The sequence below is a fragment of the Mesorhizobium sp. LEGMi-168a genome, assembly GCF_058312955.1.
This window is the reverse complement of sequence record NZ_JBZEGV010000001.1, coordinates 221,166-243,937: the sequence shown is the minus strand read 5'-3', so window position 1 is coordinate 243,937 and position 22,772 is coordinate 221,166. Positions and strand designations below refer to the sequence as shown.

Here is a 22,772-nt window from a genome sequence, read left to right as displayed (position 1 = left end):
AGGTTGGCTTGCGCATTATATTAGCAATAGCTTGTATTTGAAGCGAAGCAGGATCATATTGAAGGTTCAATGTATCGGGAACCTCTGAGGGAGGGCTTTCGATGCGCACGATCATGTTCCTGATCGCGCTGGCGGCCTGCTTCGCCGTATGGGATCGTTTGGCGAACGACGGCGCCTACACCGCGGCAATGGAGCATAGCATCCAGGGCGCGGCACAGCGGCTCCCGGGGTGATTGGCTCCGTCAGCAAACATCCTTCTCGATCCCGCGGAAACATTTACGCACATCTTCTGCCCGGACAGCAGGAAGGCGCCGCCGCGATGGTTGACGCAGCCCTGACCGCCGCACTACAGGAGAAGCGCGAACCGGTCGGGAACGCCTCCGGCGCCAACTCGGCGCCAACCATTTGAGATCGACCGATAGCGATAGTCCTAAGTGGTTGAAATACCACGATGGAGGGATGGCCGAGCGGTTTAAGGCACCGGTCTTGAAAACCGGCGTGGGCGCAAGTTCACCGTGGGTTCGAATCCCACTCCCTCCGCCACAATGGCAATAAATTCAAATACTTAAGTTCTGCTTTAGGGCCGTGACATAACTTTTGCCCTTCCCCAAAAAACACCGGTAGCTGAACCAGTCGGGCCAATTGCAGCGCCAACGCTTTCCTGCAACTATCAATGGATGAAGGACAGGGGGGAAGGAATGGCGAAATGGCAATTGGCCTTTGCCCTCATAGCTGCATCGAGTCCTGCGGCACAGGCCGGTTTCTTCAGCGGAAATGAACTCTATGGCTTCTGCACGGAAAGCCCGGAGGTCGCGCTCGGCTAAGTTATGGGCGTCGGCGACATGGAAGGGCTCAACATGGGCGTGATCGACGCGCAAAGCGGCAGGAGCGTCATGCCAAAGCAGTTCATTTGTATTCCCGAGCACGCGACCGGTCGTCAGATCAAAGACCTAGCTTGCAAATACCTTACGGATCACTCTGGGGAGCGACAAATGCAGGCGGTCATTCTCGTCTACAAAGCGATGCTCGATGCATGGCGGTGTTCGTCGTAGAAAAGGCCCGGAAGCCCGAAGCCGCTGTTGAACTTGCTTTTGAGGATCGCTGATTGCGTGAAAGCGCCCGCTACGTTGCCGCAACGGGCGCTTCCAGTGGCCTCGCTCTGCCCCCCCTCGCCGACAAGACGGTAGGCCTCGCCTTGCTGGACAATAAGCACGCGTCAGTTGAGACGCTGCATATTCGAGTTGCGTGATCTTTCTGCCACAGAGACAAAAAGGGCCCGGAAGCCGAAGGCGCCGACGGGAATGTGAGCTGTCTGACATACATTGCGACCTCATCCTGATTGGGTTTCGGAATGGGGGTTGAAGCAATGCACAATCAATCGTGGAAGACATCCGTTGAACTCGACCACGTCGGGGATGCGGCGTTCGTGCGCGTCATCGAGGACGGGGTTGTAAGGATCAAGACATTCAAGTCAGAAACAGAAGCCAAAGCGTTCGCCAACAGTGAAAAGGTTCGGCTGGGCCTAGCTTCCGATAAACGCTAAAAAGCCCGGCCACCTGAGCAGCCGAGACCGAGCCGAGATATTTTAGAGACCACTAACCAATGTGAGTTTTGTCACAGACGCATCGACGCATCGGTCTAGCTTGCAGCGTCTAGTTCCTGCAGCGGTGAAGGAAAGGAGTAACTCCGATGCTCGTGAACCTTCCTATGCTTATGAACCTTCCTCTTGTCGTAGCTGGTCCCCTTGTCGATTGGCTCGGTCGCCGAGCCGATCAGAAGGCGCTGTTGAAGGCAATGGACGAGCTGAGCGGGTCACCGGCCGACATGCTCAGCGACATCGGGATTTCCCGTGACGACATTGAGACCGCGCGCGGGCGGTCCAGCCGGAGGGTGGGCTAATTAAAAAGGCCCGGAAGCCGAAGCCTCAGAGCCCATTTTCAAATCGCAAATTTGCGACTTGGTCAGCGCCTCAACACCGCGACGTGCCCGACCTCGTGATTGATCAGGACTTGGAATTCCGCGCCATGGATGGCTTGCATCTTCTCAGTAAGGATGCGGGCCTGCGCAGCCAGATCATCTATGACTAAGCGCAGAGCAGGTTCGTCCTTTTGGATGCGTTACGAGCATATTAGCAATGGCGTATATTTAGCGTCAGGCCGGTTCTTGGCGTTCTCCTTCCAAGTCCCGCCCGGTCAGGCCCGGTGGCAGCCCACCCGAAAGCTAGCTGCCGGGCCGCTCCCATTCATGGACATGTCCAACGCCGCTTGTGGCCTGGGCAAGCGCTAACTCCCGCGGCGTGTGACTTTATGCGACCCTCAGGTTAATGACGCGCATCACTGCGACCACTGTTCCGTTGTTCGTAGCAGCCTCTTTCGTACTGCCCTTGCCGCAGCTCCAAACGTCGCCTTCCTTGGCCGTGAACTTCATATCGCCGGCCGTAACTTCCAGCTCGCCTTCAGTGACCGTGCAGACCATGTCGTCGGTCATCACATCCCCCAGCGGGCTAGTTCCTTTTGGCTGATAAATCACGTCTTCCATGACGATTTTCTTGTACCCCTTGATATGGGAGTCGCGTGTCCCCCGTTCGACTAGCCGAACGCCAGGAAAAATCTCTTTGCCCTCGGTCGGGCCGTAGGTCTTGGCCGCTACCGGAGTGGACTTTGCGGCCAATAGCGGGACGGCCAACGAGGTGGCACCAAGGGCGAGAGCATTACGTCGATTCATCTTCATAACATCCTCCCTGAGTTAGTCCGCCCGGCTGGGCGAACCTGATATTTTACGCGCCTGAGAAACCAAACAGTCAAAGCACAATTGAACAGGCCGCCCGGTTCGTTTACCGCCGCCAACGAGATTAAGGCGCAGGGCTACCTTAGACAGCACCTCAGCTCACGCCGGCCTGCAGGCTATCGGTTTAGTGGGTCCTCGGCCATGACGTGGTAGAGGAGCAGGTACGCTAGCAGGGACACGAAGCCGCCTAATAGGTCCTGGCCCGTCAGACCGAAATTGTACGCGAGATCAAATGCCAGCACCGCCATTTGCTCCGCCTATCTCCGATGGAAATAGAACCGTTAGACAGAGCTAATGTTCCCATAGGTGGCCTCGGACAGAAGGCCCTGCGGCACGGTCCGCACATCCGGCAGGATGGCCGATGCCAATATTCATGATTGCTAATTTAACGAATCGTTGACCGCGCTGTCTCATATTAGGACAGCGCGGTCCTAGCCACCCACTGGCCCGCGCAGGCGGCTCCGGCGCCTCTGCCGCAACGCCCCAAGTCGGAGCCGCCACCTTTCGCCTATATACCAGCAATGGTTGAATGAACGGTTACGACACGTGCTTTCTAATACGCTTTCCCGATCGCTCGACTTTGATGGATTGCTCTGAGCGAAGGGGATTCACAACTTGCGAGATCTGATTTACTCTATGAGCAATCAATGATCGCAAGGTGGCAACCGTGGAAGCGATTTTCGATGACATCGCCAGCGCTTTGAAGGCCCAACAGACAAGCCTGCGAGATCGCTACGGAACCTTTGCCACGCGCCTGCTTGAACATGCAGCGTTAGGCGTCGCAATCGGCTTTGGCATCGCGTTGGGCCGTCTGCTGACCGGCTAAGAGCCCGCTCTGTCTCATTTCAGGACTGCAATGCTGGCACCGGTCTTGCATCGACGAGTTTGCCGGCTGGTCCCGGCCCCGGTCGCATTCCCAATCGGGTTGCAAATTCGTCGGGCTTGAGGTGGCGGGGCCTCGCCTGGCGGGTTTGCCATTACATTAGCGATTGCTTGTAAAGCGAACGAAGTAGGCGGATAATTGCACCGGGACTTAAGGGGAAGGTTCCGATGCGCATGATCCTGCTTCTGATCGCCGTCGCCGCCTGCTTTTTTCTATGGGACCACTACGCAAACGATGGGCGTTATACAGGTGACGTCGAGCGCAGCTTCAGGCAGGCTGCAGCCGATCTGCCAACTGGCGGCCGCCCTCCTGCCATCACCTTCAACCGCAATCTGCTAAAGCGCTGACTCTGCTGGAACCAGATTCCCGCGATTGAGACCGAGACGTCCCTGGTGGACAAGGCAACGTGACGGCCATACTCTCACTCCGAGGGAGTGAAGGGCGATGCAACTCAACATCGGTGCCGACGACGCTGATCGTTGGCGGAAAAATCTGAAGCGGGCGCGCAGGCGCCGCTGGCGCCTGACGAGTAATGCAATGATATGGGCCTTGATCGTCATGGCGATGGCGATCTCGATCACCCTGTTAGCGCTGAAGGCTCTCTAAAAGCCCGTCTTCCCTGACATGGTTGGGGGCGGCGCGCCACTTCGTCGTCCGTCGGTGTCGGTGATTCTGTTTTGCCCATCCCACTACCCAAATCGAAAGTTTCGCATGGTCATATCCGATACGAGGCCGTCGGCCGCTGCATCTATTGTGCAGACACGAACATATAGTCCCAGAAGGCCTTGGGGGGACATGGATTCTTGAAAAGGCCAGTTGCCCAAAGTGCCAGAAAGAGACCTGCAACTTTGAGGGCGTCGTTCAAGGCCACATGATGGGGAACTATCGGGTCTACGTTGGCCTCTCCAAATCTAAGAAGAAACAAGAAACCATAAGGGTTATTTCCCTCGACAAGGATAAAAACGAAATCGAAGTCGACCTTTCGAAGTCGGAGGCACCTGTTGGCCTATCTCTGCCTGTGTTTCACCCGGCTGATGCCGGCGCGGCAACGTTAATTAGCAACCACTGAATTCCACAAGGTTGGCACCAGCCAGCCGTGTTAAATGGCGGCGGTCATCCACCTGGAGCGCAGTCATGACTTCTCCCATTGGAAACCAGCACGGCGCTGGCGCCGTGCAGCGTACGACCAAGCTTCCGACATCACCCGAGGCAACCTTTCCCGGCAAGAGCGCCGAGAGCGTTGGTCATCTTGCAAAAGCCTCTGTTTTGGAGACGGGAGACAGTGAGCCAGGCGCTCAAGGTCGGGCAGCATCGAGAATCGCCCGGATGGACGTCACGGTGCTTCCCTCGCCCGGTTCGGAGGATAGCCAGGCGCCGGACACCGGAACCGGCAGCGATGGGCCGACGGACCAGAGTGCCGGTGAGAATGCCCTGGAATAGCCCGGCAGTCGGTGCAATCGCTGGCCGCGCCGACCCCGACTATGGCGCCGAACAAATGCTGGTGAGCTGAAGTCGGCGCCAATCTCACAAGCGCGTGCGGTTGGTTGATTTCTCAGACAAGATATGCTGCTTGTCGCGCCCATGAAAAAGCTCTGCCTGATGGCTCTGGCGTCCCTGACGCTGGCCTGGCCGGCCAAGGCGATGGACAACGCACTGCGCGCCGGCCTGCTGAAACTCGATCCGCAGACTCGTCTCGAGCAGCGTTGCGATGCGGAAGTGCTCGACCGGATCAGCCATGACGACCGCAACTACAAGGCCGACCGCGTCGTGGCCTACGCCTTCGCCACGCCGCAGATGAGCGCCGATGCGATCAGGAGTCCCGGCGCCGCCTTTCGCAGCAAAGGTCAATGGTACCGGCTGAAGTTCAAATGCCAGACCGCGCCCGACCACATGCAGGTGCTGCAGTTCCGCTACAAGATCGGCGACGAAATCCCGGAAACCGACTGGGCAAAATACAATCTTTACGACTGACGGATTGCCGTCGGTAGGCTGCGCCAAAGTCAGCCTTTTCGGCTGCAGACTCCATATGGATTCCGGTGGAACAACACGATGCGCAAGCGCTTGCTCCGGCTGGTTCTCTTGACGTGCGGGAACGATACACGTTAGGGCGTCGGCATATTCGACGACCGGCACTCGGCGAACAGCAAAGGGCTTCCAGACGATGGACATTTTCAGCGCCGCAAGCCTGAGCGCCCTTCTTCAGGTCATCGCGATCGACCTGGTGCTTGCCGGCGACAATGCCATCGTCATCGGGCTCGCCGCTGCCGGACTGCCCTCCGACCAGCGCAAGAAGGCGATCCTCGTCGGTGTCCTTGCAGCGACCGTGCTGCGCATCCTGTTTGCCGCTGTCACCGTCAAGCTGCTCGCCATCGTCGGCCTGTTGCTGGCAGGCGGCATCCTGCTGTTGTGGGTCTGCTGGAAGATGTATCGCGAGCTTCGCACCTCGCATGCGGACGAGGAGGAGGCCACGGAAGCGCTGGCCAACTCCGACCTCAATATGGACAAGGCAATCGCCGGCAAGGCGCCGCGCAAGACGCTCGGCCAGGCGGCGCTGCAGATCGTCATTGCCGACGTGTCGATGTCGCTCGACAACGTGCTGGCCGTCGCCGGCGCGGCGCGGGATCATTTCTGGGTGCTGATCATCGGGCTCGTGCTGTCGATCGGCTTGATGGGCCTTGCCGCGAGCTTCATTGCCCGGCTGCTGCACCGTTACCGCTGGATTGCCTATATCGGCTTGCTGATCATCCTCTACGTCGCGCTCGACATGGTCTACCGCGGTGCGATGGAGGTCTGGCCGCATGTCAACAATGCGGTGAGCTGACACCGCCTCCTGGCGCGGGCTCCAACTGGCCGACGACCCGGCTCTTCGCACTGCGTTTTGCCGCAGCAACGGCCAGCCCATACCAATGCCGCAATTAGTGTGGTATGGCGCCGCCGATCCCGAAAAACCCGGAAAACCTTATGTCTGCCCCTCGTGTCAGTTTCGTCAGTCTTGGATGCCCGAAGGCGCTCGTCGATTCCGAGCGCATCATCACGCGGCTGCGCGCCGAAGGTTACGAGATCGCCCGCAAGCATGACGGCGCCGACCTCGTCGTTGTCAACACTTGCGGCTTCCTCGATTCGGCACGTGACGAGTCGCTCAACGCCATCGGCTCCGCCCTTTCGGAAAACGGCCGCGTCATCGTCACCGGCTGCCTCGGCGCCGAGCCGGAGGTGATCCGCGAGAAACATCCCAACGTGCTGGCGATCACCGGTCCGCAAGCCTATGAGAGCGTAATGGCGGCGGTGCATGAGGCCGCTCCTCCCAGCCACGACCCCTACATCGACCTCCTGCCGCCGCAGGGCGTGAAGCTCACGCCGCGGCACTACGCCTATCTGAAGATTTCGGAAGGCTGCAACAACCGCTGCACCTTCTGCATCATCCCGGCGCTGCGCGGCGACCTCGTCTCGCGGCCGGCGGCGGACGTGCTGCGCGAGGCCGAGAAGCTGGCCAGGGCCGGCGTCAAGGAGATCCTCGTCATCTCGCAGGACACCAGCGCCTACGGCATCGACATCAAATACCAGACGAGCCTGTTCGGCGAGCGCGAGGTGCGGGCAAAATTCCTCGACCTCGCCGAGGAGCTCGGCAAGCTCGGCATCTGGATACGCATGCATTATGTGTACCCTTACCCGCATGTCGCCGACGTCATTCCGCTGATGGCGGAGGGAAAAATCCTCCCCTATCTCGACATCCCGTTCCAGCACGCCTCGCCGCAGGTGCTGAAGAACATGCGGCGACCCGCCCATGGCGAAAAGACACTGGAGCGCATCCGCGGCTGGCGCGAGGTCTGCCCGGATCTTGCCATCCGTTCGACCTTCATCGTCGGCTTCCCAGGTGAGACCGAAGACGATTTCCAGATGCTGCTCGACTGGCTGGACGAGGCCAAGATCGACCGCGCCGGCTGCTTCAAATACGAACCGGTCAAGGGCGCGCGCTCCAACGATCTCGGCCTCGATCAGGTGCCGCAGGAGATCAAGGAAGCCCGCTGGCATCGCTTCATGCAGCGCCAGCAGAAGATCTCGGCAACGCAGTTGGCCAAGAAAGTCGGCAAGCGTTTGCCGGTGCTGATCGACGAGGCGCACGGCACGTCTGCCAAGGGCCGCACCAAGTACGACGCGCCCGAGATCGACGGTTCGGTGCACATCCAGTCGCGCCGCCCGCTGCGCGCCGGCGAGATCGTCACCGTCAAGGTCGACCGCGCCGACGCTTACGATCTCTACGGCTCCGCGGTTTAGATTCAAAACATCTTCGAAAGACCAACACCCGGCCTGGCAGGCAGGGCCGGTCCGGTTTCACCACATCCCGGCGGGATCGCAAGTCGCAGAAAGGGCGCCATGCGGCGCCCTCCTGCCGTCGACAGCCCCTAGAGCAATTCCAGGAAAAGTGTGAAACGGTTTTCCGTCCGGAATTGCGTCAAAACAAAGAGATAGAGCGGTTCGGCGTTTCCGTGAAACGATGAACCGCTCTTAGGGCTCTGGCAGCGTCGTCAGAGCCTCACTGCCTCGATTGCAGCCAGGGAACGGTCGATCACCTTGTCGAGGGTCTCATCGAGGCGCGTGCCGGTAGAGCCGATTGCGACCACCGACAGCCGTGCGGCAAATCCCAGGTGGTAGTCCACGAACCACTCGGGGTGCGGCTCCGGAAACGGTCCCCACCACGGAGGAAGCTTCGGTATCTTCGGTCGCGTCGGGCACCAATCGTCAAGGTCGCTCAACAGCGCTTTCATATCCAGCCCGCCTCGCTCGGCCACCCACGCGTAGCGGACAAATTCGTCGGCGACTGCGGCGCCCAGTTCATGCGGCGGCAGCGGCTGAGGATTGAGTGCGACCCGCATAAGCTGACCCTGCGGCCCGTGCGGAATGACATCGTAAATCGCAGGAATGCGTTTCCCGATGATTGCCAAAAGTTTTTTATTCAATTGCATAAGACCTCCTTCTACGGGCGCTTGTCACGCCAGTTGATTTCGTCCGAACTGCATGAGCAGCATGGAAGTAGAGGTGATTGGTGTATGTGAAAGCAGTCACGAAACTGGTCGCAGATATTGCGCCGGTCACGTGATAGCGTTGAATTCAGAAGATCTAGAGCGAGGTTTACCCTCAAACACTTGGCGCAAAGTCCGCCGAACGTTCGTTAGCCGACTGGTAAAGCCAGATACAGCCTCAGCCTGAGCCAGTAGAGTCTTGCCAATCCATCTTGCAAGCGAAACGAACATCCGCCCCAAATCAGGCGGGGTGGTCAGCAGTATGAGGGCGCCACGCGGCGCCCTCCGGGTTCGAAGTGCGCCGCAGCTTACTGCGGCAGCTTGTCGTCGATGCCTTTGACATAGAAATTCATGCCGAGCAGCGTGCCGTCGTCGGCAACCTCGCCGTCCTTCAACCAGGGCGATCCGTCCTGCTTGGACACCGGGCCGGTGAAGGGGTTCCAGCCGTCGGCAATCTTCTTCGCGGTGGCCTCGGCCATCGCCTTGACGTCGTCGGGCATGTTGGTGAAGGGCGCGAGCTTGACGGCGCCGTCCTTGATGCCGAGCCACACATTGTCCGGCTTCCAGGTGCCATCGAGTGCCGCCTGCACGCGGCTGATGTAGTACGGGCCCCACTCGTCGGTCAGAGAGGTCAAGGCGGCGTTCGGCGCGAACTTGATCATGTCCGACGACTGGCCGAAGCCATGCAGCTTGCGCTCCTCGGCGACCTGCAGGGCGGCAGTGGAGTCGGTGTGCTGGACGATGATGTCGGCGCCCTGGTCGAACAGCGCCTTGGCGGCGTCGGCTTCCTTGCCCGGATCGAACCAGGAGTTCACCCACACGATCTTGACCTTGAAGTCGGGATTGATCGACTGCGCGCCGAGGATGAAGGAGTTGATGCCCATCACCACTTCCGGAATCGGGAAGGAGACGATGTAGCCGGCTAGGCCCTTCTTCGATTCCTTGGCCGCGATCTGGCCGAGCACATAGCGGCCCTCGTAGAAGCGTGCGTTGTAGATGCCGAGATTGTCGCCGGTCTTGTAGCCGGTGGCATGCTCGAACATCACCTTCGGAAACTTCTTGGCGACCTTCACCTCGGCGTCCATGAAGCCGAAGGAAGTGCCGAAGATGATCTTGCACTTCTCGCGCGCCAGGCGCTCGAAGGCGCGGTCGGCGTCCGGGCCTTCCGAGACGTTCTCGAGATAGGCGGTCTCGACCTTGTCGCCGAGCGCCTTCTCCACCTCGAGGCGGCCCTGGTCGTGCTGGTAGGAATAGCCGAAGTCGCCGATCGGACCCGTATAGACCCAGCAGGCCTTGAGCTTGTCGGCCGCCTCGGCGGTCGCCGCCAGCGACAGGGCCGCGGTCGTGGTCATAAGCGCAATGAGCAGTTTTTTCATCGTGTTACCTCTCTGAATTAAGCCTTGGAGCTTCCCGTCTTTTTGTTGTCGTCAACGATCCGGAACGAATGGCTGCCCCAACGAAGCCGGCGTGTTCATCATCGTCAGCCGCTTGTTGCGCGAGATTAGAACGAGAACCACGATGGTTGCCAGATAGGGCAGCGAAGAAAGAAACTGCGAAGGCACCGGAATGCCAAAAGCCTGTGCATGAAGCTGGCCGATCCACACCGCGCCGAAGATATAGGCGCCGGCCAGCACCCGCCACGGACGCCAGGATGCGAACACCACCAGCGCCAGTGCGATCCAGCCGCGGCCCGCGCTCATGTTCTCGACCCATTGCGGCGTATAGACCAGCGACAGATGCCCCCCGGCAAGGCCGGCGCAGGCGCCGCCGAAGATGACCGCGAGATAGCGGTAGCGGATGACCTTGATGCCGAGCGCATGCGCCGAGCCGTGGCTGTCGCCGATTGAGCGGAGCGTCAGGCCCGTGCGCGTCCTGAACAGGAACCACATCACCGCGGCGGTCAGCGCGATCGAGACGTAGAACAACGGATCCTGGCCGAAGATCAGCCTGCCGACGACCGGGATCGAGCTCAGGCCGGGAATGTCGAGGTTAGGCAGCCTGACGCCGGGCTGGCCGACGAAGCTGGTGCCGATCATGCCGGAGAGGCCGAGGCCGAGCAGCGTGAGCGACAGGCCGGTGGCCACCTGGTTGGTGGCCAGGGACAGCGTCATCACTGCGAAGAGCAGCGAAAACAGCGCCCCGACGATGATCGCGGCAAGCAGGCCGATCCAGGGCGAGCCGGTGAGATAGCCGGCGCCGAAGCCGCCGACCGCGCCCATGATCATCATGCCCTCGACGCCGAGGTTCAGCACGCCGGAGCGCTCGACCACAAGTTCGCCGATCGCGGCGATCAAGAGCGGCGTCGCCGCGGTGGCGATGGTCAAAAGGATGTTGACGGTGATGTCCATCAGCGGGCCTCCTCCAGCTTGGGCGCGGCCTCGAGTTTCGGCGCGGCAAAGCCGATCAGACGAATGCGGTAGTGAATGAGCGTGTCGCAGCCGAGCACGAAGAACAGAAGCATGCCCTGAAACACCCGCGCCACCTTGTCGGAGATGCCGAGTGCGCTCTGCACAGCCTCGCCTCCGAGATAGGTCAGCGCCAGCACCAGGCCCGCGGCGACGATGCCCAACGGATTGAGCCGGCCGAGGAAGGCGACAATGATGGCGGTGAAGCCGTAACCGGGCGAGATCACCGGCTGCAGCTGGCCGATGGCGCCGGAGACTTCCGAGATGCCGGCAAGGCCAGCCAGCGCGCCGGACAAAAGAAAAGTGAAAAAGACCATCTTGTTGAAACCGAAGCCGGCGAAACGCCCTGCCCTCGGGCTCGAGCCCAGCACGCGGACCTCAAAGCCCTTCAGCATGCGGCTCATCATCAGCCAGACCGCTACGGCCGCGACCAGCGCGAAGACGAAACCCCAATTGGCGCGACCGGCATCCGGCATCAGCTCCGGCAGGATGGCCGAGTCGCCGAACTGGATGGTCTGTGGGAAGCCGTGACCCTGCGGATCGCGCCAGGGTCCGCGCACCAGCCAGTCGAGGAAGAGCTGTGCCACATAGACCAGCATCAGGCTGGTCAGGATTTCGTTGGTGCTGAAGCGGGTCTTCAAAAGCGCGGGGATCGCCGCGTAGAGCGCACCGCCGACCATGCCGAGCAAGAGCATCAGCGGCAGGACAAGAGGCCCTTCGAATTGAGGAAACAGCACCGGGATGATCGAGCCGAAGATGCCGCCCAGAATGAACTGGCCCTCGGCGCCGATGTTCCAGATGTTGGCCTTGTAGCAGACCGACAGGCCGACGGCGATCAGGATGAGCGGCGCCGCCTTGATGGCCAGCTCGTGCAACTGCCAGACCTCGCTGATCGGCTGAACGAAGTAGACATTGAAGGCGTTGAACGGATTGACGCCAAGCAACGCGAACATGATGGCGCCGGCAATCACCGTCAGCGCGAAGGCAATGAAAGGCGAGAGCACCGAAAACAGCGCCGAGCGCTGCGGGCGTTTGACCAGTTCGAGGCGCATCATGCCGTCTCCATGGTGTGTTCGGCGTGGCCGGGCTCGGCGCCGCCCATCAACAGGCCGATCTTTTCGAAGGTGGCTTCAGCGATGGGCAGCGGCGCCGACAATTCGCCGTTGTGCATGACCGCGATCGCGTCCGACAGCTCGAACAATTCGTCGAGGTCCTGGCTGATGACGAGAACCGCCGAGCCGCTGCGGGCGAGCTCGATCAGCGCCTGGCGGATATGGGCGGCAGCACCCGCATCGACACCCCAGGTCGGCTGGTTGACCACCATCACGCTCGGCTTGCGGTCGAGCTCGCGGCCGACGATGAATTTCTGCAGATTGCCGCCGGAGAGCGCCGCCGCCTCAGGATCGGGCGCGCTCTTGCGCACGTCCATCGCGGCGATGATGCGTTGGGCGGCGCCGTAGACCGAAGCGTTCTTGACCATGCCGCCTGAGCCGACGAAGGACTTGCCGTCGGTGGCGTGGCGCGACAGCAGCAGGTTCTCCGAGAGCTTCATACGGGGCGCCGCGCCATGGCCGAGGCGTTCTTCCGGCACGAAGGCCGCCCCCATCAGTCGCCGGCCGGTGATCGAAAGCGCGCCGGCATCCTTGCCGCGGATGCGCACGGAGCCGGCATCCTGCTGCAGCACTTCGCCGGAGACGGATTCGAAGAATTCGCCCTGACCGTTGCCGGCGACACCGGCAATGCCGATCACCTCGCCGGCGCGCACGCTGAGGTTGATGTTCTTGAGTGGAACGGCGAAGGGCGTCGCCGGCTTGCGGGTAAGCCCGCGGACTTCGAGCAGCGCCGGCGCGGTCTCGATGCCTTCGGCCGGTGCGCGCACCACCGCCTTGACCTCATTGCCGACCATCATGCGGGCAAGCGATGCGGCCGTCTCCTGGCGCGGGTTGCAATGGCCGACCACCTTGCCGTGACGCAGCACGGTGGCGCGGTCGCAGATGCGTTTGACCTCTTCCAGCCGGTGCGAAATATAGAGGATCGACTTGCCTTCGGAGCGTAGCCTCTCCAGCGTCTCGAACAGCTTGTCGGCTTCCTGCGGCGTCAGCACCGAGGTCGGCTCGTCGAGAATGATGAGCTGCGGCGTCTGTAGGAGGCAGCGGATGATCTCGATGCGCTGGCGCTCGCCGACGGAAAGATCGCCGACCAGCGATTCCGGATCGAGCGGCAGGCCGTAGCTGTAGGAGAGCGCCCTCGCCTTTGCGGCAATGGTGCTGATCGGCGAGCCGTCGTTGAGCGACAGCGCGATGTTCTCGGCCGCCGTCAGCGCCTCAAACAGCGAGAAATGCTGAAACACCATGCCGATGCCGAGCTTCTTCGCCACGCCGGGGCTGGTGATCTGAACGGCCTGGCCGTCCCAGAAGATCTCGCCCGAATTCGGCTCGAGCGAGCCGAACAGCATCTTGACCAGCGTCGACTTGCCGGCGCCGTTCTCGCCGAGCAAGGCGTGGATCTCGCCCTTCGCGATGTTGAGGTCGACATGGTCGCACGCCGTCAGCGTGCCGAAAATCTTCGTAAGGCCGCGAACCTCCAGCAGGTTCGCCCTGTCATGATTTGCACTCACAGTGCCTCCCATCCAGTTTCCCGGATATGTTCTGTGTTCCCGAAAGCATGGTATGCGCGGCCAGCTCCCATCGGAAAGCAGCACCCAACTTGAAAGAGCTTCAAGAATTCCAGCGGAAACTCAAGGGGTAAGATAAGCCTGTTGCGGGCCCGAGAAAACCGGCAAAGCTTTTCAGGCCAACCGTGCCTTCGCGTACGGCAAGGCGCTGAAAAACAAGGCATCCGGCCAGAGCATGATGCCGAAAAGTGTGAAGCGGTTTTTGGGCGACATCATGCTCTATCTCTTTGACTTAGAACCGGATTCAGATTTCAGGTCGGTTCGACCTGAAATCGTCCGGCTCTAGGGAATGAGGATGGTTGTGCCCGTCGTCTTGCGGCCCTCGAGATCCGATTGCGCTTGGGCCGCGTCCTTCAGCGCATAGCGCTGGTTGATCTTGATCTCGACGGCGCCGCTCAGCACGACATCGAAGAGCGCCTCGGCCGACGCCACCAGATCCTCGCGCTTGGCATTGTAGACGAAGATCGTCGGCCGGGTGGCGAAGAGCGAGCCCTTCTGCGCCAGCAACGATATGCTGAAGGGTGGGATCGGCCCCGACGACTGGCCGAAGCTGACGAACATGCCGAGCGGTCTCAGGCAATCGAGCGAGCCGGGAAAAGTATCGTTGCCAACGGAATCATAGACGACATCGCATTTCCGGCCAGCAGTGATGGCCGCGACGTCGGCGACGAAATCCTGCTCCTTGTAGTTGATGACATGGTCGAAACCATGCGCTTTCGCGAGCTCGATCTTGTCGGCGGAACTCGCCGTGCCGATCACGGTCGCGCCGAGATGCTTTGCCCACTGGCCGAGGATGAGGCCGACGCCGCCGGCCGCGGCATGGTAGAGGATCGTGTCGCCGGCCTTCACCTTATAAGTGCGGCGCAGCAGATATTCCGCCGTCATTCCCTTCAGCATCATGGCGGCTGCCTGCTCGTCGCTGATGCCGTCCGGCACCTTGACCACGCGGTCGGCGGTAATCACACGTTGCTCGGAATAAGCGCCGACATTGACGGCATAGGCGACGCGGTCGCCGGGCTTCAGCCAGTCGACGCCGGCGCCGACGGCCAGCACCACGCCGGCCGCCTCGCCGCCGGGGATCAGCGGGAACCCACCGGGCGGCGGATAAAGGCCCGAGCGATGATAGACATCGATGAAGTTGAGGCCGATCGCGGTGTGCCTGATCAGGATCTGCCCGGCGCCCGGCTGGCCGGGATCGGCATCCTCATAGGCCAGGACTTCGGGACCGCCATGGGCGTGAATACGGATTGCCTTGGACATCGCTCAGCTCTCTCGGGACAGGAAATAGGAATAGGATCTAGGGTTGGGATTTCTTGGCGCCAAGATTGGGGAACATCTGCATGATGCCTCCGATGCAGGCGAGATAGAGCCCGGTGATGCTGATGCCGATCTTGGTGAAGTCGCTAACCTGCTCACCCAGGACGCCGATCTGGTTGTAGAAGCTGGCGAGGGCGGCCTGTGCCAGCGCCAGCGCGCCGAAGGCGCACCACAAAAGGATCATGCCGAGATTGAGCGACCTGAGCCGGACCACCCGCACCGGATGGATGAAGTTGATCGGCAGGAAGGTGAGGATACCGGCGACGACGACCACGGCAAACGAAACCCACGGTCCCGGCTCGATGACGAAGAGCGTGAACACCACCATGTTCCAGACGACCGGGAATCCCTTGAAGAAGTTCTCCTTCGTCTTCATGCCGGTGTCGGCATAGTAGATCGCGCTCGACACCACGATGATGGCCGCCGACAGGAACGACAGGTTCTCCCCCATGAAGCCGCGCTGGTAGAGCGCAAAGGCCGGGATGAGCACATAGGTCACGTAGTCGATGATGTTGTCGAGCACTTCCCCCGACCATGTCGGCAGGATCTCCTTGACCTCCAGCTTCCTGGCGATCGGGCCATCGATGCCGTCGACGAAGAGCGCCAGCCCCAGCCACCAGAACATCGCCGTCCAGCGCTCCTCGCTGGCCGCCACCAGCGACAGGAAGGCCAGGAAGGAGCCTGACGCGGTCAGCAGATGCACCGAAAAAGCCCGCGCCTGCGGCCAGGTCACTTTCTTCTTCGGTCGCGGGATCCGCTCCGCAATCTTCTTGGCCGCTTTCCGGGCCGCTGTGTTCTTGCTCACGGGCCTCGCCAATCCAGCTTGCATATCTCGGCCGAGCGGCCGGCGAAATTCCAGTTGCGGCCGAAGGCGCGCATCTTGCTCTTGTCGGACTTCGCCACGATGATTTCCGGCGCAATCCAATATTCGGAATTGGTGATTACCGTATCCTTCTCACGATCCTTGCCGGGTATCGGCGTCACCGCGCCGTCGATGACCTTCGGTATCTGGAAGACGCGTGTCCTGTCGCGCGTCTCGTAGGTGATCGGCACCTGCTCGACGCCGAGGAATTTGCCGACCAGGATCGACAGCAGCGATGTGGTGCCGCCGGCCCTGCCGGTGAAGATTTTTGTAAGCGCCTTCACCGCATAGACCGAGGCACGCTTGTCGATGAACAGGCCGGCGGTCCAGTTGCCGCGGCTCATATAGCCCGGGATTTCCATGATCAGGCCAAGATTGAGGCCGGAGAGGTCGACCTCGCCGAAATGGCCGGCATCGATGCGGAATCCCGCCCAGGTCTGGCAATAGCCCTCGGTCGGCGGGTGGCTGCCGAGCGACAGCACGCAAGGGCAGAAAACCGTGCAATTGCAGGAGAGTACCAGCTCTCCCTTCATCGCCCAGCTTTGATCGGTCATCGAATTCTCCACTCACGCCGAAACTAATAGCAGGGCGGCAGCCCACACAAGCAGTATCGCACCGGCTACCCGGCTTGCCACCCTGCCGGTGGTCTGTTTTTCGATCAGGGTGAACAGGCCGATCAGCGCCATCCAGAAGATGTTCATCGCACCAACGGCGAACATCACCAGCATCAGCGCCCAGCAGCAGCCGAGGCACCAGACGCCCTGCTCCATCCCCAGGCGAAAGATGCGCCCCGGCTCCGCGCTCCAGTTGGCGAACAGGATCGAGAACGGGTTGCGGCATTTCTTCAGGCACGCCTGCTTCAGGCCGCTGAACTGATAGAGGCCTGCAATCGCCAGGGCCACGGCTCCGGCAAGCCCGACGACAGGATCGAGCACCTGCCCCGCGGCGGCGAAGCTATAGACCGCGAGCGTCAGCGCGGCGAATGCCACCGAGGCGGCGAGCCAGGCCGCGAGGTATCCCGCGACCAGAACAAGCGGATGGACGACGGGCTCGCGCTTGATCCGAGCCGTGTCGGCAATCTCGCAATAGGTGCGGATCATCGGCGCCGCCGAAGGCAGCATTGCCGCCACTGCCATCAGGAACCACATCAGGACGAGCGCCAGCGCCTGCGCACCCACGGAGCCCGCAAGCGGCGCCGGCGCAAGGCACAGGGCGAAAAAGCGGTCAATGAATTCCGGCAGCGGCAATCGCGGCAGGTCTTTGAGCAGCGCATCGCCCGGAGCGCCGCCGGCAAGTCGGCTTTCGGCGCCGCGGATCGCCATGGCAGCGAGGATGAACCAGGCAAGCGCGATGCCCGCGCCAATGGTGAACGTCACGGCAAGGCGCGGGCTGCGCGCAAGTCCCGCCGTGGCGCGGCCAGCGCGGTCGAGATGACTGAAATCGTGCTCCTGGCCGGTCATGGCAATCGAATGGGCCGAATCGCCGCGTTGATCAAGCCCGCCGATCTGCCCTATATCCGGTGATAGGTCCGACGGGCCGCCCATCACTGTGGAAGCCTGGCGTGGAACAGAACGACAAAGCCCGCATATTGGTTGCCGGCAGCGGCCCGGCCGGTCTGATCGCAGCGCTCGGCTTTGCCGAGGCAGGCTTTGCCGTGACGCTGGCAGGCCCCGAGGCCACCAGCAGCGATGGCCGCACCACAGCGCTCATGAACCCTGCCCTGAAAGTGTTCGACCGGCTGGGCGTACTTGCCGAGCTCAGGCCGCAGGCGGCGCCGCTCAAGGTGATGCGCATCGTCGACGCGACGCGCCGGCTGATCCGCAGCCCGACCGTGACCTTTCGCGCCAGCGAGATCGGCGAGGAGCAGTTCGGGCTCAATCTGCCGAACAAGGTCCTGATCCCGGTGCTTGCCAAGGCGGTTGCCGCTCACGCCGGTATCGAATGGCGAAAGTCGATGGTCGAGACATGGCGGCTCGACGCTAACCAGGCACATGCGATCCTCGCAGACGGCAGCGAGATCTCCGCGTCGCTGGCGGTCGCCGCTGACGGGCGCCTGTCGCCAGCACGGGAAGCCGCGGGCATAAGGGCGTCCGCACGGCCCTATCCCCAGTCGGCGCTTGTTCTCAATTTCAGCCATCGCAGCGAGCATGGCTTCATCTCGACCGAATTCCACACCGAGACCGGACCGTTCACGCAGGTTCCGCTGCCGGGCAAGCGCTCGAGCCTCGTCTGGGTGGTGAAGCCGGAGACGGCGAAGGAACTCGCGGCACTCGACGATGCTACCCTGTCCGTCCGGGTCGAGGAGCAAATGCAGTCGATGCTCGGCCGGGTTTCGGTCGAGCCCGGCCGCCAGGTCTATCCGCTGTCGGCGGCCTCGCCCGGCCGCTTCGCGCAAAACCGCGTGGCGCTCGTCGGTGAAGCCGCCCATGTCTTTCCGCCGATCGGCGCGCAAGGCCTCAATCTCGGCATCAGGGATATTGACGATCTGATTGGAATCGCCAGCGAAAATCGCGACGATCCGGGATCTAGGCTAAGTCTTGCCGCCTATGACACAAGGCGCCGTCCCGACATTTTTGCGCGCAGCAGCGCGGTGAACCTGCTCAACATGTCGCTGCTGTCCGACATGCTGCCGGCGCAGCTGGCGCGCAGCGCCGGCCTCAACGTGCTGGGCAGCTTCGCGCCGTTGCGCGCCTTCTTCATGCGCGAAGGCCTGAGGCCCGGCAGCGGCTTTCGCGCGCTCGCCGGCGGCTTCAGGAAACAGGCCGCGCGCTGAGCGATACATTTGGACCTTGCGCTTTCCGAAACCATTGCATTCGCCGGCAGCGCTGCGGCATGGAATTGCGGCAATGTCTACGCCAATGGTACCAAGCCGAAAGTCGGGGTCGATTTTTGGCGGCGTGATGTGTAAATTCAAGACCTTAGGCGCCTTGTGCGCAAGCCACTGACGGCGCCTCGGGTCCTAGGTGGTGAGTGCGATGAAGACGGCCAAATTCGCGATCGGGCAAGTGGTTCGCCATCGGCTGTTTCCGTTCCGTGGCGTGATCTTCGATGTCGATCCGCAGTTCGCCAACAGCGAGGAATGGTACGAAGCCATTCCCGTGGACATGCGTCCGCATAAGGACCAGCCTTTCTACCACCTTCTCGCCGAGAATTCCGAGACCGAGTACATCGCCTATGTGTCCGAGCAGAACCTGCTCGAGGACCGGTCGGGCGAGCCGGTGCGACATCCGCAGATCGGCGAGATGTTCGACAAGCTGCCCGACGGGCGCTACGAGCCGAAACGCCACTCGAAGCACTGAAGGCTGAAGCGGCGGCAACAAAAAAGCGGGGCGCTTGCCCCGCTTTTTGCATGCTGGAGAAACGCTCCGGCGATCAGTTGGCGGTCTTCGCCTTGTCCTGCTCTTCCTTGAGCTTCTTGGCGAAGTCCTGGTTGTTCTTGGCGACGAAGTCCTGCAGCTTCTTCTGCCGATCCTCGATGTCCGACTGCTGCAGCGGCGGGCCGTCATAAGCGCCGCTGAAGCCGGTCAGCGCGACCTTGATCGGGTTCGGCTGATTCTGGAAATTGATCGAGGTGAGCGAGATCGCCTGGCCCTTCTTGAAGGAGGCGACCAGCTGGTCGGTCAGCGGCACTTCGGCGACGCAGCGATCCGGGAAACAGATGACATAGTCGAGCTTCTGCGCCTTGCCGGCATCAATCTGCAGGCCGATGCCCGGGGGAATGAGACGGCCGGTCGGAACCGTCACCTGGAAAACCTTGCGGTTCACCTTGCCCTTGAGCTCGATCAGGCTGACGCCGGTGACGAGCTGGCCATTGCCGGCGGTGACGATGTTCTGCACGTTGCAGATGTCGACGTCTTCCTGCTTCGTGCAGGCCTTGAACCAGCCCTGCGGAATCTGCGGCTGTTGCTGTGCCGAGGCGGTGAAAAGCCCGGCGCCCAGAACGCCGACCACGCCTGCGGCCAGCACCGAAAGGCGATACGCGTTGCTCGTCATATGGTGCACTTTCCTCTCAAATGATCCCGGGGACCGGCTTCTTCGTGCCGTGCGGTCCCGCTACCTGTTGCCCAAATGAGGCAACAGCATGACTTCGGAGCGCGTGTTACACTGCCAGCGGCGCCGAATCCAGCCCGGTTTCCGCGATTTCTTCCTGGTTTCGTGTCGCTTGACGAACCCCTGGTTGGCGATGGACCGGCTGAGCCCAATTCCCATTGGCGCACCGATTCAATCGGGGGGCGAAATGCTCTAGGGTGCGTGTCGAATCACCAAAGCCGCCCGGCAAGGAGACGGTCATGGACCGCGTTCTCGTTCGGCTGATCGCCGCGACCTCGTTTCTGGCCCTTTCGCCGCTTCCGGCCTTGTCGGAGCCGAAGCACGGCATCGCCATGCAGAGCGAGCCGGCGCTGCCTGCGGACTATCAGCATTTCGACTATGTCAATCCCGATGCGCCGAAGGGCGGCAGCGTCACCTATTGCGTCGTCGGCAGCTTCGACAATCTCAACCCGTTCATCCTGAAGAGCCTGCGCACCACCGCCCGCGGCATGATCGATACGGTCTACGGCAATCTCGTCTTCGAGCCGTTGATGCAGCGCAACTACAACGAGCCTTTCAGCCTCTACGGCCTTCTCGCCGACAGCGCCGACATGGATCCGGAGCGCAAGAGCATCGAGTTCCATTTGAATCCCAATGCCAAATGGTCGGATGGCCAGCCGGTCACGCCGGAGGACGTGCTGTTCACCTACGACGTTTTCACCGACAAGGGCCGCCCGCCTTACAGCGACCGTATGAGCATGATCGCCAAGCTGGAGAAGACCGGCGACCACAGCGTGAAATTCACCTTCAACGACAAGGCCAACCGCGAATTTCCGCTGATCGTCGCGCTGACGCCGATCATCCCCAAGCACGCCTTCGACAAGGACAGCTTCGACAAGACCACGCTGAAGCCGCTGATCGGCAGCGGCCCCTACAGGGTTGATAAGGTGCAGCCCGGCCAGCGCATCGTCTTCAAGCGCAATCCCGATTATTGGGGCAAGGACATCCCCTCGAAGCGCGGCTTCGACAATTTCGACCAGATCACCATTGAGTATTTCTTGAACGCCAACGCCAAGACGGAAGCCTTCAAGAAGGGCATATGCGCTCTCGATGACGAGACCGATCCGGTCAAGCGCGACCGCGATGTCGACTTCCCGGCCTTTCGCAAGGGTGAGGTGAAGCAGGAATATTTCGACACCGGCATTCCGCCTGTGGTGACGGGTTTCCTGTTCAACACCAGGCTGCCGAAATTTGCCGATCCGGTCGTGCGGCGCGCGCTCGGCATGCTCTACGACTTCGAATGGGCGAACAAGAACCTCTTCGCCGGCAAGTTCAACCGCACAATGAGCTTTTGGCAGAATTCCGAGCTGTCGGCGCTCGGCCATCCGGCCGACGAGCGGGAGAAGGCGCTGCTTGCCCCCTACCCCGGCCGCGTGCCTGCCGAGGTGATGGACGGCACCTGGCGGCCGCCGGTCACCGACGGCTCCGGCCAGGACCGCAAGGTGCTGCGAGCGGCTTTCGAAATGCTGAAAGGCGCCGGCTATCACGTAGAGGATGGCCGGATGCTCGATCCGCAGGGAAATCCCTTCGGCTTCGAAATAATGACGTCATCGCAGGATGAGGAGCGGCTTGCGGCGCTCTATCAACGCACGCTGGAGAAGATCGGCATCGATGTTACCATCCGCAGCCTCGACGGCGACCAGATCCAGTCACGCAAGCAGCGGTTCGACTTCGAGGTTCTGATTGGGACGAGCGGCTTCAACAATTCGCTGTCGCCCGGCAGCGAGCAACTTGGGCGCTGGGGATCGGTCGCTGCCAAGCAGGAAGGTTCGTTCAACCTCGCCGGTGTCGCCGATCCCGCGGTCGACGCCGCGATCAACGCCCTGCTGAATGCTCGCGCCAAGGAGGATTATATCGCCGCGGTGCGCGTGCTCGACCGGCTGTTGATCTCCGGCAACTACATCGTGCCCATGCAATACAACACCCAGCAGTGGCTGGCTTACTGGAGCTACCTGGAACATCCGCAAAAGACCCCCATATTCGGCTATCAGCTGCCGACATGGTGGCGAAAGCCCAACTGACACCCCGACCGACATGAAGAGGGAGACGACCATGAGCGCCGAGAACTCGATCACCGTCGATGTGGTGTCCGATGTCGTCTGCCCTTGGTGTTTCATCGGCCAGAAGCGGCTGGACAAGGCGATTGCCGCAGTCGGCGATGTCGACGTGCAGGTGCGCTGGCGGCCCTTCCAGCTCGATCCGACCATTCCGCAGGGAGGCATGGATCGCCGCGAATACATGCTGGGCAAATTCGGCAGCGAGGAGCGCATCCGCCAGATCCATGCGCGCATCGAACCGCTCGGCGAAGCGGAAGGCATCCGTTTCGCGTTCGGCGCCATCAAGGTCGCGCCCAACACGCTGGACGCCCATCGCGTCATCCGTTGGGCGGGCGCCGCCGGCGAGGACGTGCAGAACCGGCTGGTGCGCCGCCTCTTCCAGCTGAATTTCGAGGAAGGCGCCAATCTCGGCGACTATGCCGTTCTGGCCGAGGCCGCGCGCGAGGCGGGCATGGACGCTTCGGTCGTCGAGACGCTGTTGCCGACGGACGCCGATGTCGATGCCGTTCGCAACGAAATCGCTACCGCCTCGCGCATGGGCATCACCGGCGTGCCCTGCTTCCTGCTCGAAGGCAAATATGCCGTGATGGGCGCGCAGGACGCCGACACGCTTGCCGACGCCATTCGCCAGGTCGCCCAGGCCAAGGCGCGCGGCGAGCTGGAAACCGCGGGCTGAG

24 protein-coding genes and 1 tRNA gene are annotated in these 22,772 nt (G+C 61.6%); 14 read left to right on the top strand and 11 right to left on the bottom strand.

Annotated elements, in window-relative coordinates; genetic code table 11:
* The first annotated feature begins 101 nt into the window (after positions 1–101).
* The 4 genes from AC4FWB_RS01225 (at position 102) to AC4FWB_RS01210 (ending at position 1,052) form a co-directional block, all read left to right on the top strand.
* Entirely contained in the window at positions 102–233 is a 132-nt protein-coding gene (locus AC4FWB_RS01225) for a hypothetical protein (RefSeq protein WP_491023976.1), read from the top strand.
* 220 nt (positions 234–453) lie between these two features.
* Positions 454–543, top strand: a tRNA-Ser gene (locus AC4FWB_RS01220).
* Positions 544–698: 155 nt separating this feature from the next.
* Positions 699–824 (top strand): hypothetical protein, encoded by a 126-nt coding sequence (locus tag AC4FWB_RS01215; protein WP_491023975.1) that lies wholly within the window; start codon positions 699–701, stop codon positions 822–824.
* An 18-nt stretch (positions 825–842) separates the two neighbouring features.
* On the top strand, positions 843–1,052 hold the full coding sequence (locus tag AC4FWB_RS01210; RefSeq protein ID WP_491023974.1) for a Rap1a/Tai family immunity protein: 210 nt from the start codon (positions 843–845) through the stop codon (positions 1,050–1,052).
* A 1,252-nt stretch (positions 1,053–2,304) separates the two neighbouring features.
* Here AC4FWB_RS01210 and AC4FWB_RS01205 read toward each other — a convergent pair.
* The gene (locus tag AC4FWB_RS01205) at positions 2,305–2,730 is read right to left on the bottom strand and encodes a hypothetical protein (RefSeq protein ID WP_491023973.1); all 426 of its coding nucleotides are present in this window, start codon (positions 2,728–2,730) and stop codon (positions 2,305–2,307) included.
* Positions 2,731–3,454: 724 nt separating this feature from the next.
* Between AC4FWB_RS01205 and AC4FWB_RS01200 the strand changes: the two genes are divergently transcribed.
* From AC4FWB_RS01200 to rimO, 6 genes are all read left to right on the top strand, one after another.
* Positions 3,455–3,613 (top strand): hypothetical protein, encoded by a 159-nt coding sequence (locus AC4FWB_RS01200; RefSeq protein WP_491023972.1) that lies wholly within the window; start codon positions 3,455–3,457, stop codon positions 3,611–3,613.
* A 224-nt stretch (positions 3,614–3,837) separates the two neighbouring features.
* Positions 3,838–4,017 carry a hypothetical protein gene (locus tag AC4FWB_RS01195; protein WP_491023970.1) on the top strand — a complete coding sequence of 60 codons (180 nt, stop codon included), beginning with the start codon at positions 3,838–3,840 and terminating at the stop codon, positions 4,015–4,017.
* Positions 4,018–4,114: 97 nt separating this feature from the next.
* On the top strand, positions 4,115–4,276 hold the full coding sequence (locus AC4FWB_RS01190; RefSeq protein ID WP_491023969.1) for a hypothetical protein: 162 nt from the start codon (positions 4,115–4,117) through the stop codon (positions 4,274–4,276).
* 957 nt (positions 4,277–5,233) lie between these two features.
* Complete coding sequence (locus AC4FWB_RS01185) at positions 5,234–5,641, top strand: DUF930 domain-containing protein (protein WP_167524373.1); 408 nt, start codon at positions 5,234–5,236, stop codon at positions 5,639–5,641.
* A 190-nt stretch (positions 5,642–5,831) separates the two neighbouring features.
* Entirely contained in the window at positions 5,832–6,491 is a 660-nt protein-coding gene (locus tag AC4FWB_RS01180) for a TerC family protein (RefSeq protein WP_491023968.1), read from the top strand.
* Between the two features lie 140 nt (positions 6,492–6,631).
* A complete protein-coding gene (rimO, locus tag AC4FWB_RS01175; RefSeq protein WP_491023967.1) occupies positions 6,632–7,945 on the top strand; it encodes a 30S ribosomal protein S12 methylthiotransferase RimO in 1,314 nt (437 codons plus the stop codon).
* Between the two features lie 251 nt (positions 7,946–8,196).
* Here the strand turns inward: rimO and AC4FWB_RS01170 are convergent, their stop codons facing one another.
* From AC4FWB_RS01170 to AC4FWB_RS01130, 9 genes are all read right to left on the bottom strand, one after another.
* A complete protein-coding gene (locus AC4FWB_RS01170) occupies positions 8,197–8,634 on the bottom strand; it encodes a hypothetical protein (protein ID WP_491023966.1) in 438 nt (145 codons plus the stop codon).
* Between the two features lie 365 nt (positions 8,635–8,999).
* Entirely contained in the window at positions 9,000–10,067 is a 1,068-nt protein-coding gene (locus AC4FWB_RS01165) for a BMP family ABC transporter substrate-binding protein (protein WP_491023965.1), read from the bottom strand.
* A gap of 51 nt (positions 10,068–10,118) precedes the next feature.
* On the bottom strand, positions 10,119–11,039 hold the full coding sequence (locus AC4FWB_RS01160) for an ABC transporter permease (protein WP_491023964.1): 921 nt from the start codon (positions 11,037–11,039) through the stop codon (positions 10,119–10,121).
* Positions 11,039–12,151: an ABC transporter permease gene (locus AC4FWB_RS01155; RefSeq protein WP_491023963.1), complete on the bottom strand. Its 1,113-nt coding sequence runs from the start codon at positions 12,149–12,151 to the stop codon at positions 11,039–11,041. The genes AC4FWB_RS01160 and AC4FWB_RS01155 overlap by 1 nt, the downstream gene beginning before the upstream one ends.
* The gene (locus AC4FWB_RS01150) at positions 12,148–13,725 is read right to left on the bottom strand and encodes an ABC transporter ATP-binding protein (protein WP_491023962.1); all 1,578 of its coding nucleotides are present in this window, start codon (positions 13,723–13,725) and stop codon (positions 12,148–12,150) included. The genes AC4FWB_RS01155 and AC4FWB_RS01150 overlap by 4 nt, the downstream gene beginning before the upstream one ends.
* Positions 13,726–14,052: 327 nt before the next feature.
* Complete coding sequence (locus tag AC4FWB_RS01145; protein WP_491023961.1) at positions 14,053–15,030, bottom strand: quinone oxidoreductase family protein; 978 nt, start codon at positions 15,028–15,030, stop codon at positions 14,053–14,055.
* Between the two features lie 37 nt (positions 15,031–15,067).
* Entirely contained in the window at positions 15,068–15,916 is an 849-nt protein-coding gene (pcsA, locus tag AC4FWB_RS01140; protein WP_491023960.1) for a phosphatidylcholine synthase, read from the bottom strand.
* Entirely contained in the window at positions 15,889–16,503 is a 615-nt protein-coding gene (locus AC4FWB_RS01135; protein WP_491023959.1) for a DUF1326 domain-containing protein, read from the bottom strand. Before AC4FWB_RS01135 ends, pcsA begins: the two co-directional genes overlap by 28 nt.
* Positions 16,504–16,515: 12 nt before the next feature.
* Complete coding sequence (locus AC4FWB_RS01130) at positions 16,516–17,409, bottom strand: DUF2182 domain-containing protein (RefSeq protein ID WP_491024326.1); 894 nt, start codon at positions 17,407–17,409, stop codon at positions 16,516–16,518.
* A gap of 101 nt (positions 17,410–17,510) precedes the next feature.
* On the opposite strand from AC4FWB_RS01130, the gene AC4FWB_RS01125 reads away from it, so the two are divergent.
* Both AC4FWB_RS01125 and hspQ read left to right on the top strand, forming a co-directional pair.
* Positions 17,511–18,722, top strand: coding sequence for a UbiH/UbiF family hydroxylase (locus tag AC4FWB_RS01125; RefSeq protein WP_491023958.1), 1,212 nt, complete (start codon positions 17,511–17,513; stop codon positions 18,720–18,722).
* A 202-nt stretch (positions 18,723–18,924) separates the two neighbouring features.
* Positions 18,925–19,248 (top strand): heat shock protein HspQ, encoded by a 324-nt coding sequence (hspQ, locus tag AC4FWB_RS01120; protein WP_491023957.1) that lies wholly within the window; start codon positions 18,925–18,927, stop codon positions 19,246–19,248.
* Positions 19,249–19,321: 73 nt separating this feature from the next.
* Here the strand turns inward: hspQ and AC4FWB_RS01115 are convergent, their stop codons facing one another.
* Entirely contained in the window at positions 19,322–19,942 is a 621-nt protein-coding gene (locus tag AC4FWB_RS01115; protein WP_059188586.1) for an invasion associated locus B family protein, read from the bottom strand.
* Positions 19,943–20,238: 296 nt separating this feature from the next.
* Here AC4FWB_RS01115 and AC4FWB_RS01110 point away from each other — a divergent pair, with 296 nt between their 5' ends.
* Together AC4FWB_RS01110 and AC4FWB_RS01105 are read left to right on the top strand one after the other, a co-directional pair.
* Complete coding sequence (locus tag AC4FWB_RS01110) at positions 20,239–22,059, top strand: extracellular solute-binding protein (protein WP_491023956.1); 1,821 nt, start codon at positions 20,239–20,241, stop codon at positions 22,057–22,059.
* Between the two features lie 31 nt (positions 22,060–22,090).
* A complete protein-coding gene (locus AC4FWB_RS01105) occupies positions 22,091–22,771 on the top strand; it encodes a DsbA family oxidoreductase (protein ID WP_491023955.1) in 681 nt (226 codons plus the stop codon).
* The last annotated feature ends 1 nt before the right edge of the window (position 22,772 follow it).

Excerpts from the sequence above, each read along its gene's own strand:
- AC4FWB_RS01190 (WP_491023969.1), top strand. The coding sequence starts at position 4,115 with ATGCAACTCAACATCGGTGCCGACGACGCTGATCGTTGGCGGAAAAAT.
- pcsA (WP_491023960.1), bottom strand. The coding sequence starts at position 15,916 with ATGCAAGCTGGATTGGCGAGGCCCGTGAGCAAGAACACAGCGGCCCGG.
- hspQ (WP_491023957.1), top strand. The coding sequence starts at position 18,925 with ATGAAGACGGCCAAATTCGCGATCGGGCAAGTGGTTCGCCATCGGCTG.
- AC4FWB_RS01110 (WP_491023956.1), top strand. The coding sequence starts at position 20,239 with ATGGACCGCGTTCTCGTTCGGCTGATCGCCGCGACCTCGTTTCTGGCC.
- AC4FWB_RS01170 (WP_491023966.1), bottom strand. The coding sequence starts at position 8,634 with ATGCAATTGAATAAAAAACTTTTGGCAATCATCGGGAAACGCATTCCT.
- AC4FWB_RS01195 (WP_491023970.1), top strand. The coding sequence starts at position 3,838 with ATGCGCATGATCCTGCTTCTGATCGCCGTCGCCGCCTGCTTTTTTCTA.
- AC4FWB_RS01215 (WP_491023975.1), top strand. The coding sequence starts at position 699 with ATGGCGAAATGGCAATTGGCCTTTGCCCTCATAGCTGCATCGAGTCCT.
- AC4FWB_RS01165 (WP_491023965.1), bottom strand. The coding sequence starts at position 10,067 with ATGAAAAAACTGCTCATTGCGCTTATGACCACGACCGCGGCCCTGTCG.
- AC4FWB_RS01205 (WP_491023973.1), bottom strand. The coding sequence starts at position 2,730 with ATGAAGATGAATCGACGTAATGCTCTCGCCCTTGGTGCCACCTCGTTG.
- AC4FWB_RS01150 (WP_491023962.1), bottom strand. The coding sequence starts at position 13,725 with ATGGGAGGCACTGTGAGTGCAAATCATGACAGGGCGAACCTGCTGGAG.
- rimO (WP_491023967.1), top strand. The coding sequence starts at position 6,632 with ATGTCTGCCCCTCGTGTCAGTTTCGTCAGTCTTGGATGCCCGAAGGCG.
- AC4FWB_RS01115 (WP_059188586.1), bottom strand. The coding sequence starts at position 19,942 with ATGACGAGCAACGCGTATCGCCTTTCGGTGCTGGCCGCAGGCGTGGTC.
- AC4FWB_RS01155 (WP_491023963.1), bottom strand. The coding sequence starts at position 12,151 with ATGATGCGCCTCGAACTGGTCAAACGCCCGCAGCGCTCGGCGCTGTTT.
- AC4FWB_RS01185 (WP_167524373.1), top strand. The coding sequence starts at position 5,234 with ATGCTGCTTGTCGCGCCCATGAAAAAGCTCTGCCTGATGGCTCTGGCG.
- AC4FWB_RS01225 (WP_491023976.1), top strand. The coding sequence starts at position 102 with ATGCGCACGATCATGTTCCTGATCGCGCTGGCGGCCTGCTTCGCCGTA.
- AC4FWB_RS01160 (WP_491023964.1), bottom strand. The coding sequence starts at position 11,039 with ATGGACATCACCGTCAACATCCTTTTGACCATCGCCACCGCGGCGACG.
- AC4FWB_RS01130 (WP_491024326.1), bottom strand. The coding sequence starts at position 17,409 with ATGACCGGCCAGGAGCACGATTTCAGTCATCTCGACCGCGCTGGCCGC.
- AC4FWB_RS01105 (WP_491023955.1), top strand. The coding sequence starts at position 22,091 with ATGAGCGCCGAGAACTCGATCACCGTCGATGTGGTGTCCGATGTCGTC.
- AC4FWB_RS01135 (WP_491023959.1), bottom strand. The coding sequence starts at position 16,503 with ATGACCGATCAAAGCTGGGCGATGAAGGGAGAGCTGGTACTCTCCTGC.
- AC4FWB_RS01180 (WP_491023968.1), top strand. The coding sequence starts at position 5,832 with ATGGACATTTTCAGCGCCGCAAGCCTGAGCGCCCTTCTTCAGGTCATC.
- AC4FWB_RS01210 (WP_491023974.1), top strand. The coding sequence starts at position 843 with ATGGAAGGGCTCAACATGGGCGTGATCGACGCGCAAAGCGGCAGGAGC.
- AC4FWB_RS01145 (WP_491023961.1), bottom strand. The coding sequence starts at position 15,030 with ATGTCCAAGGCAATCCGTATTCACGCCCATGGCGGTCCCGAAGTCCTG.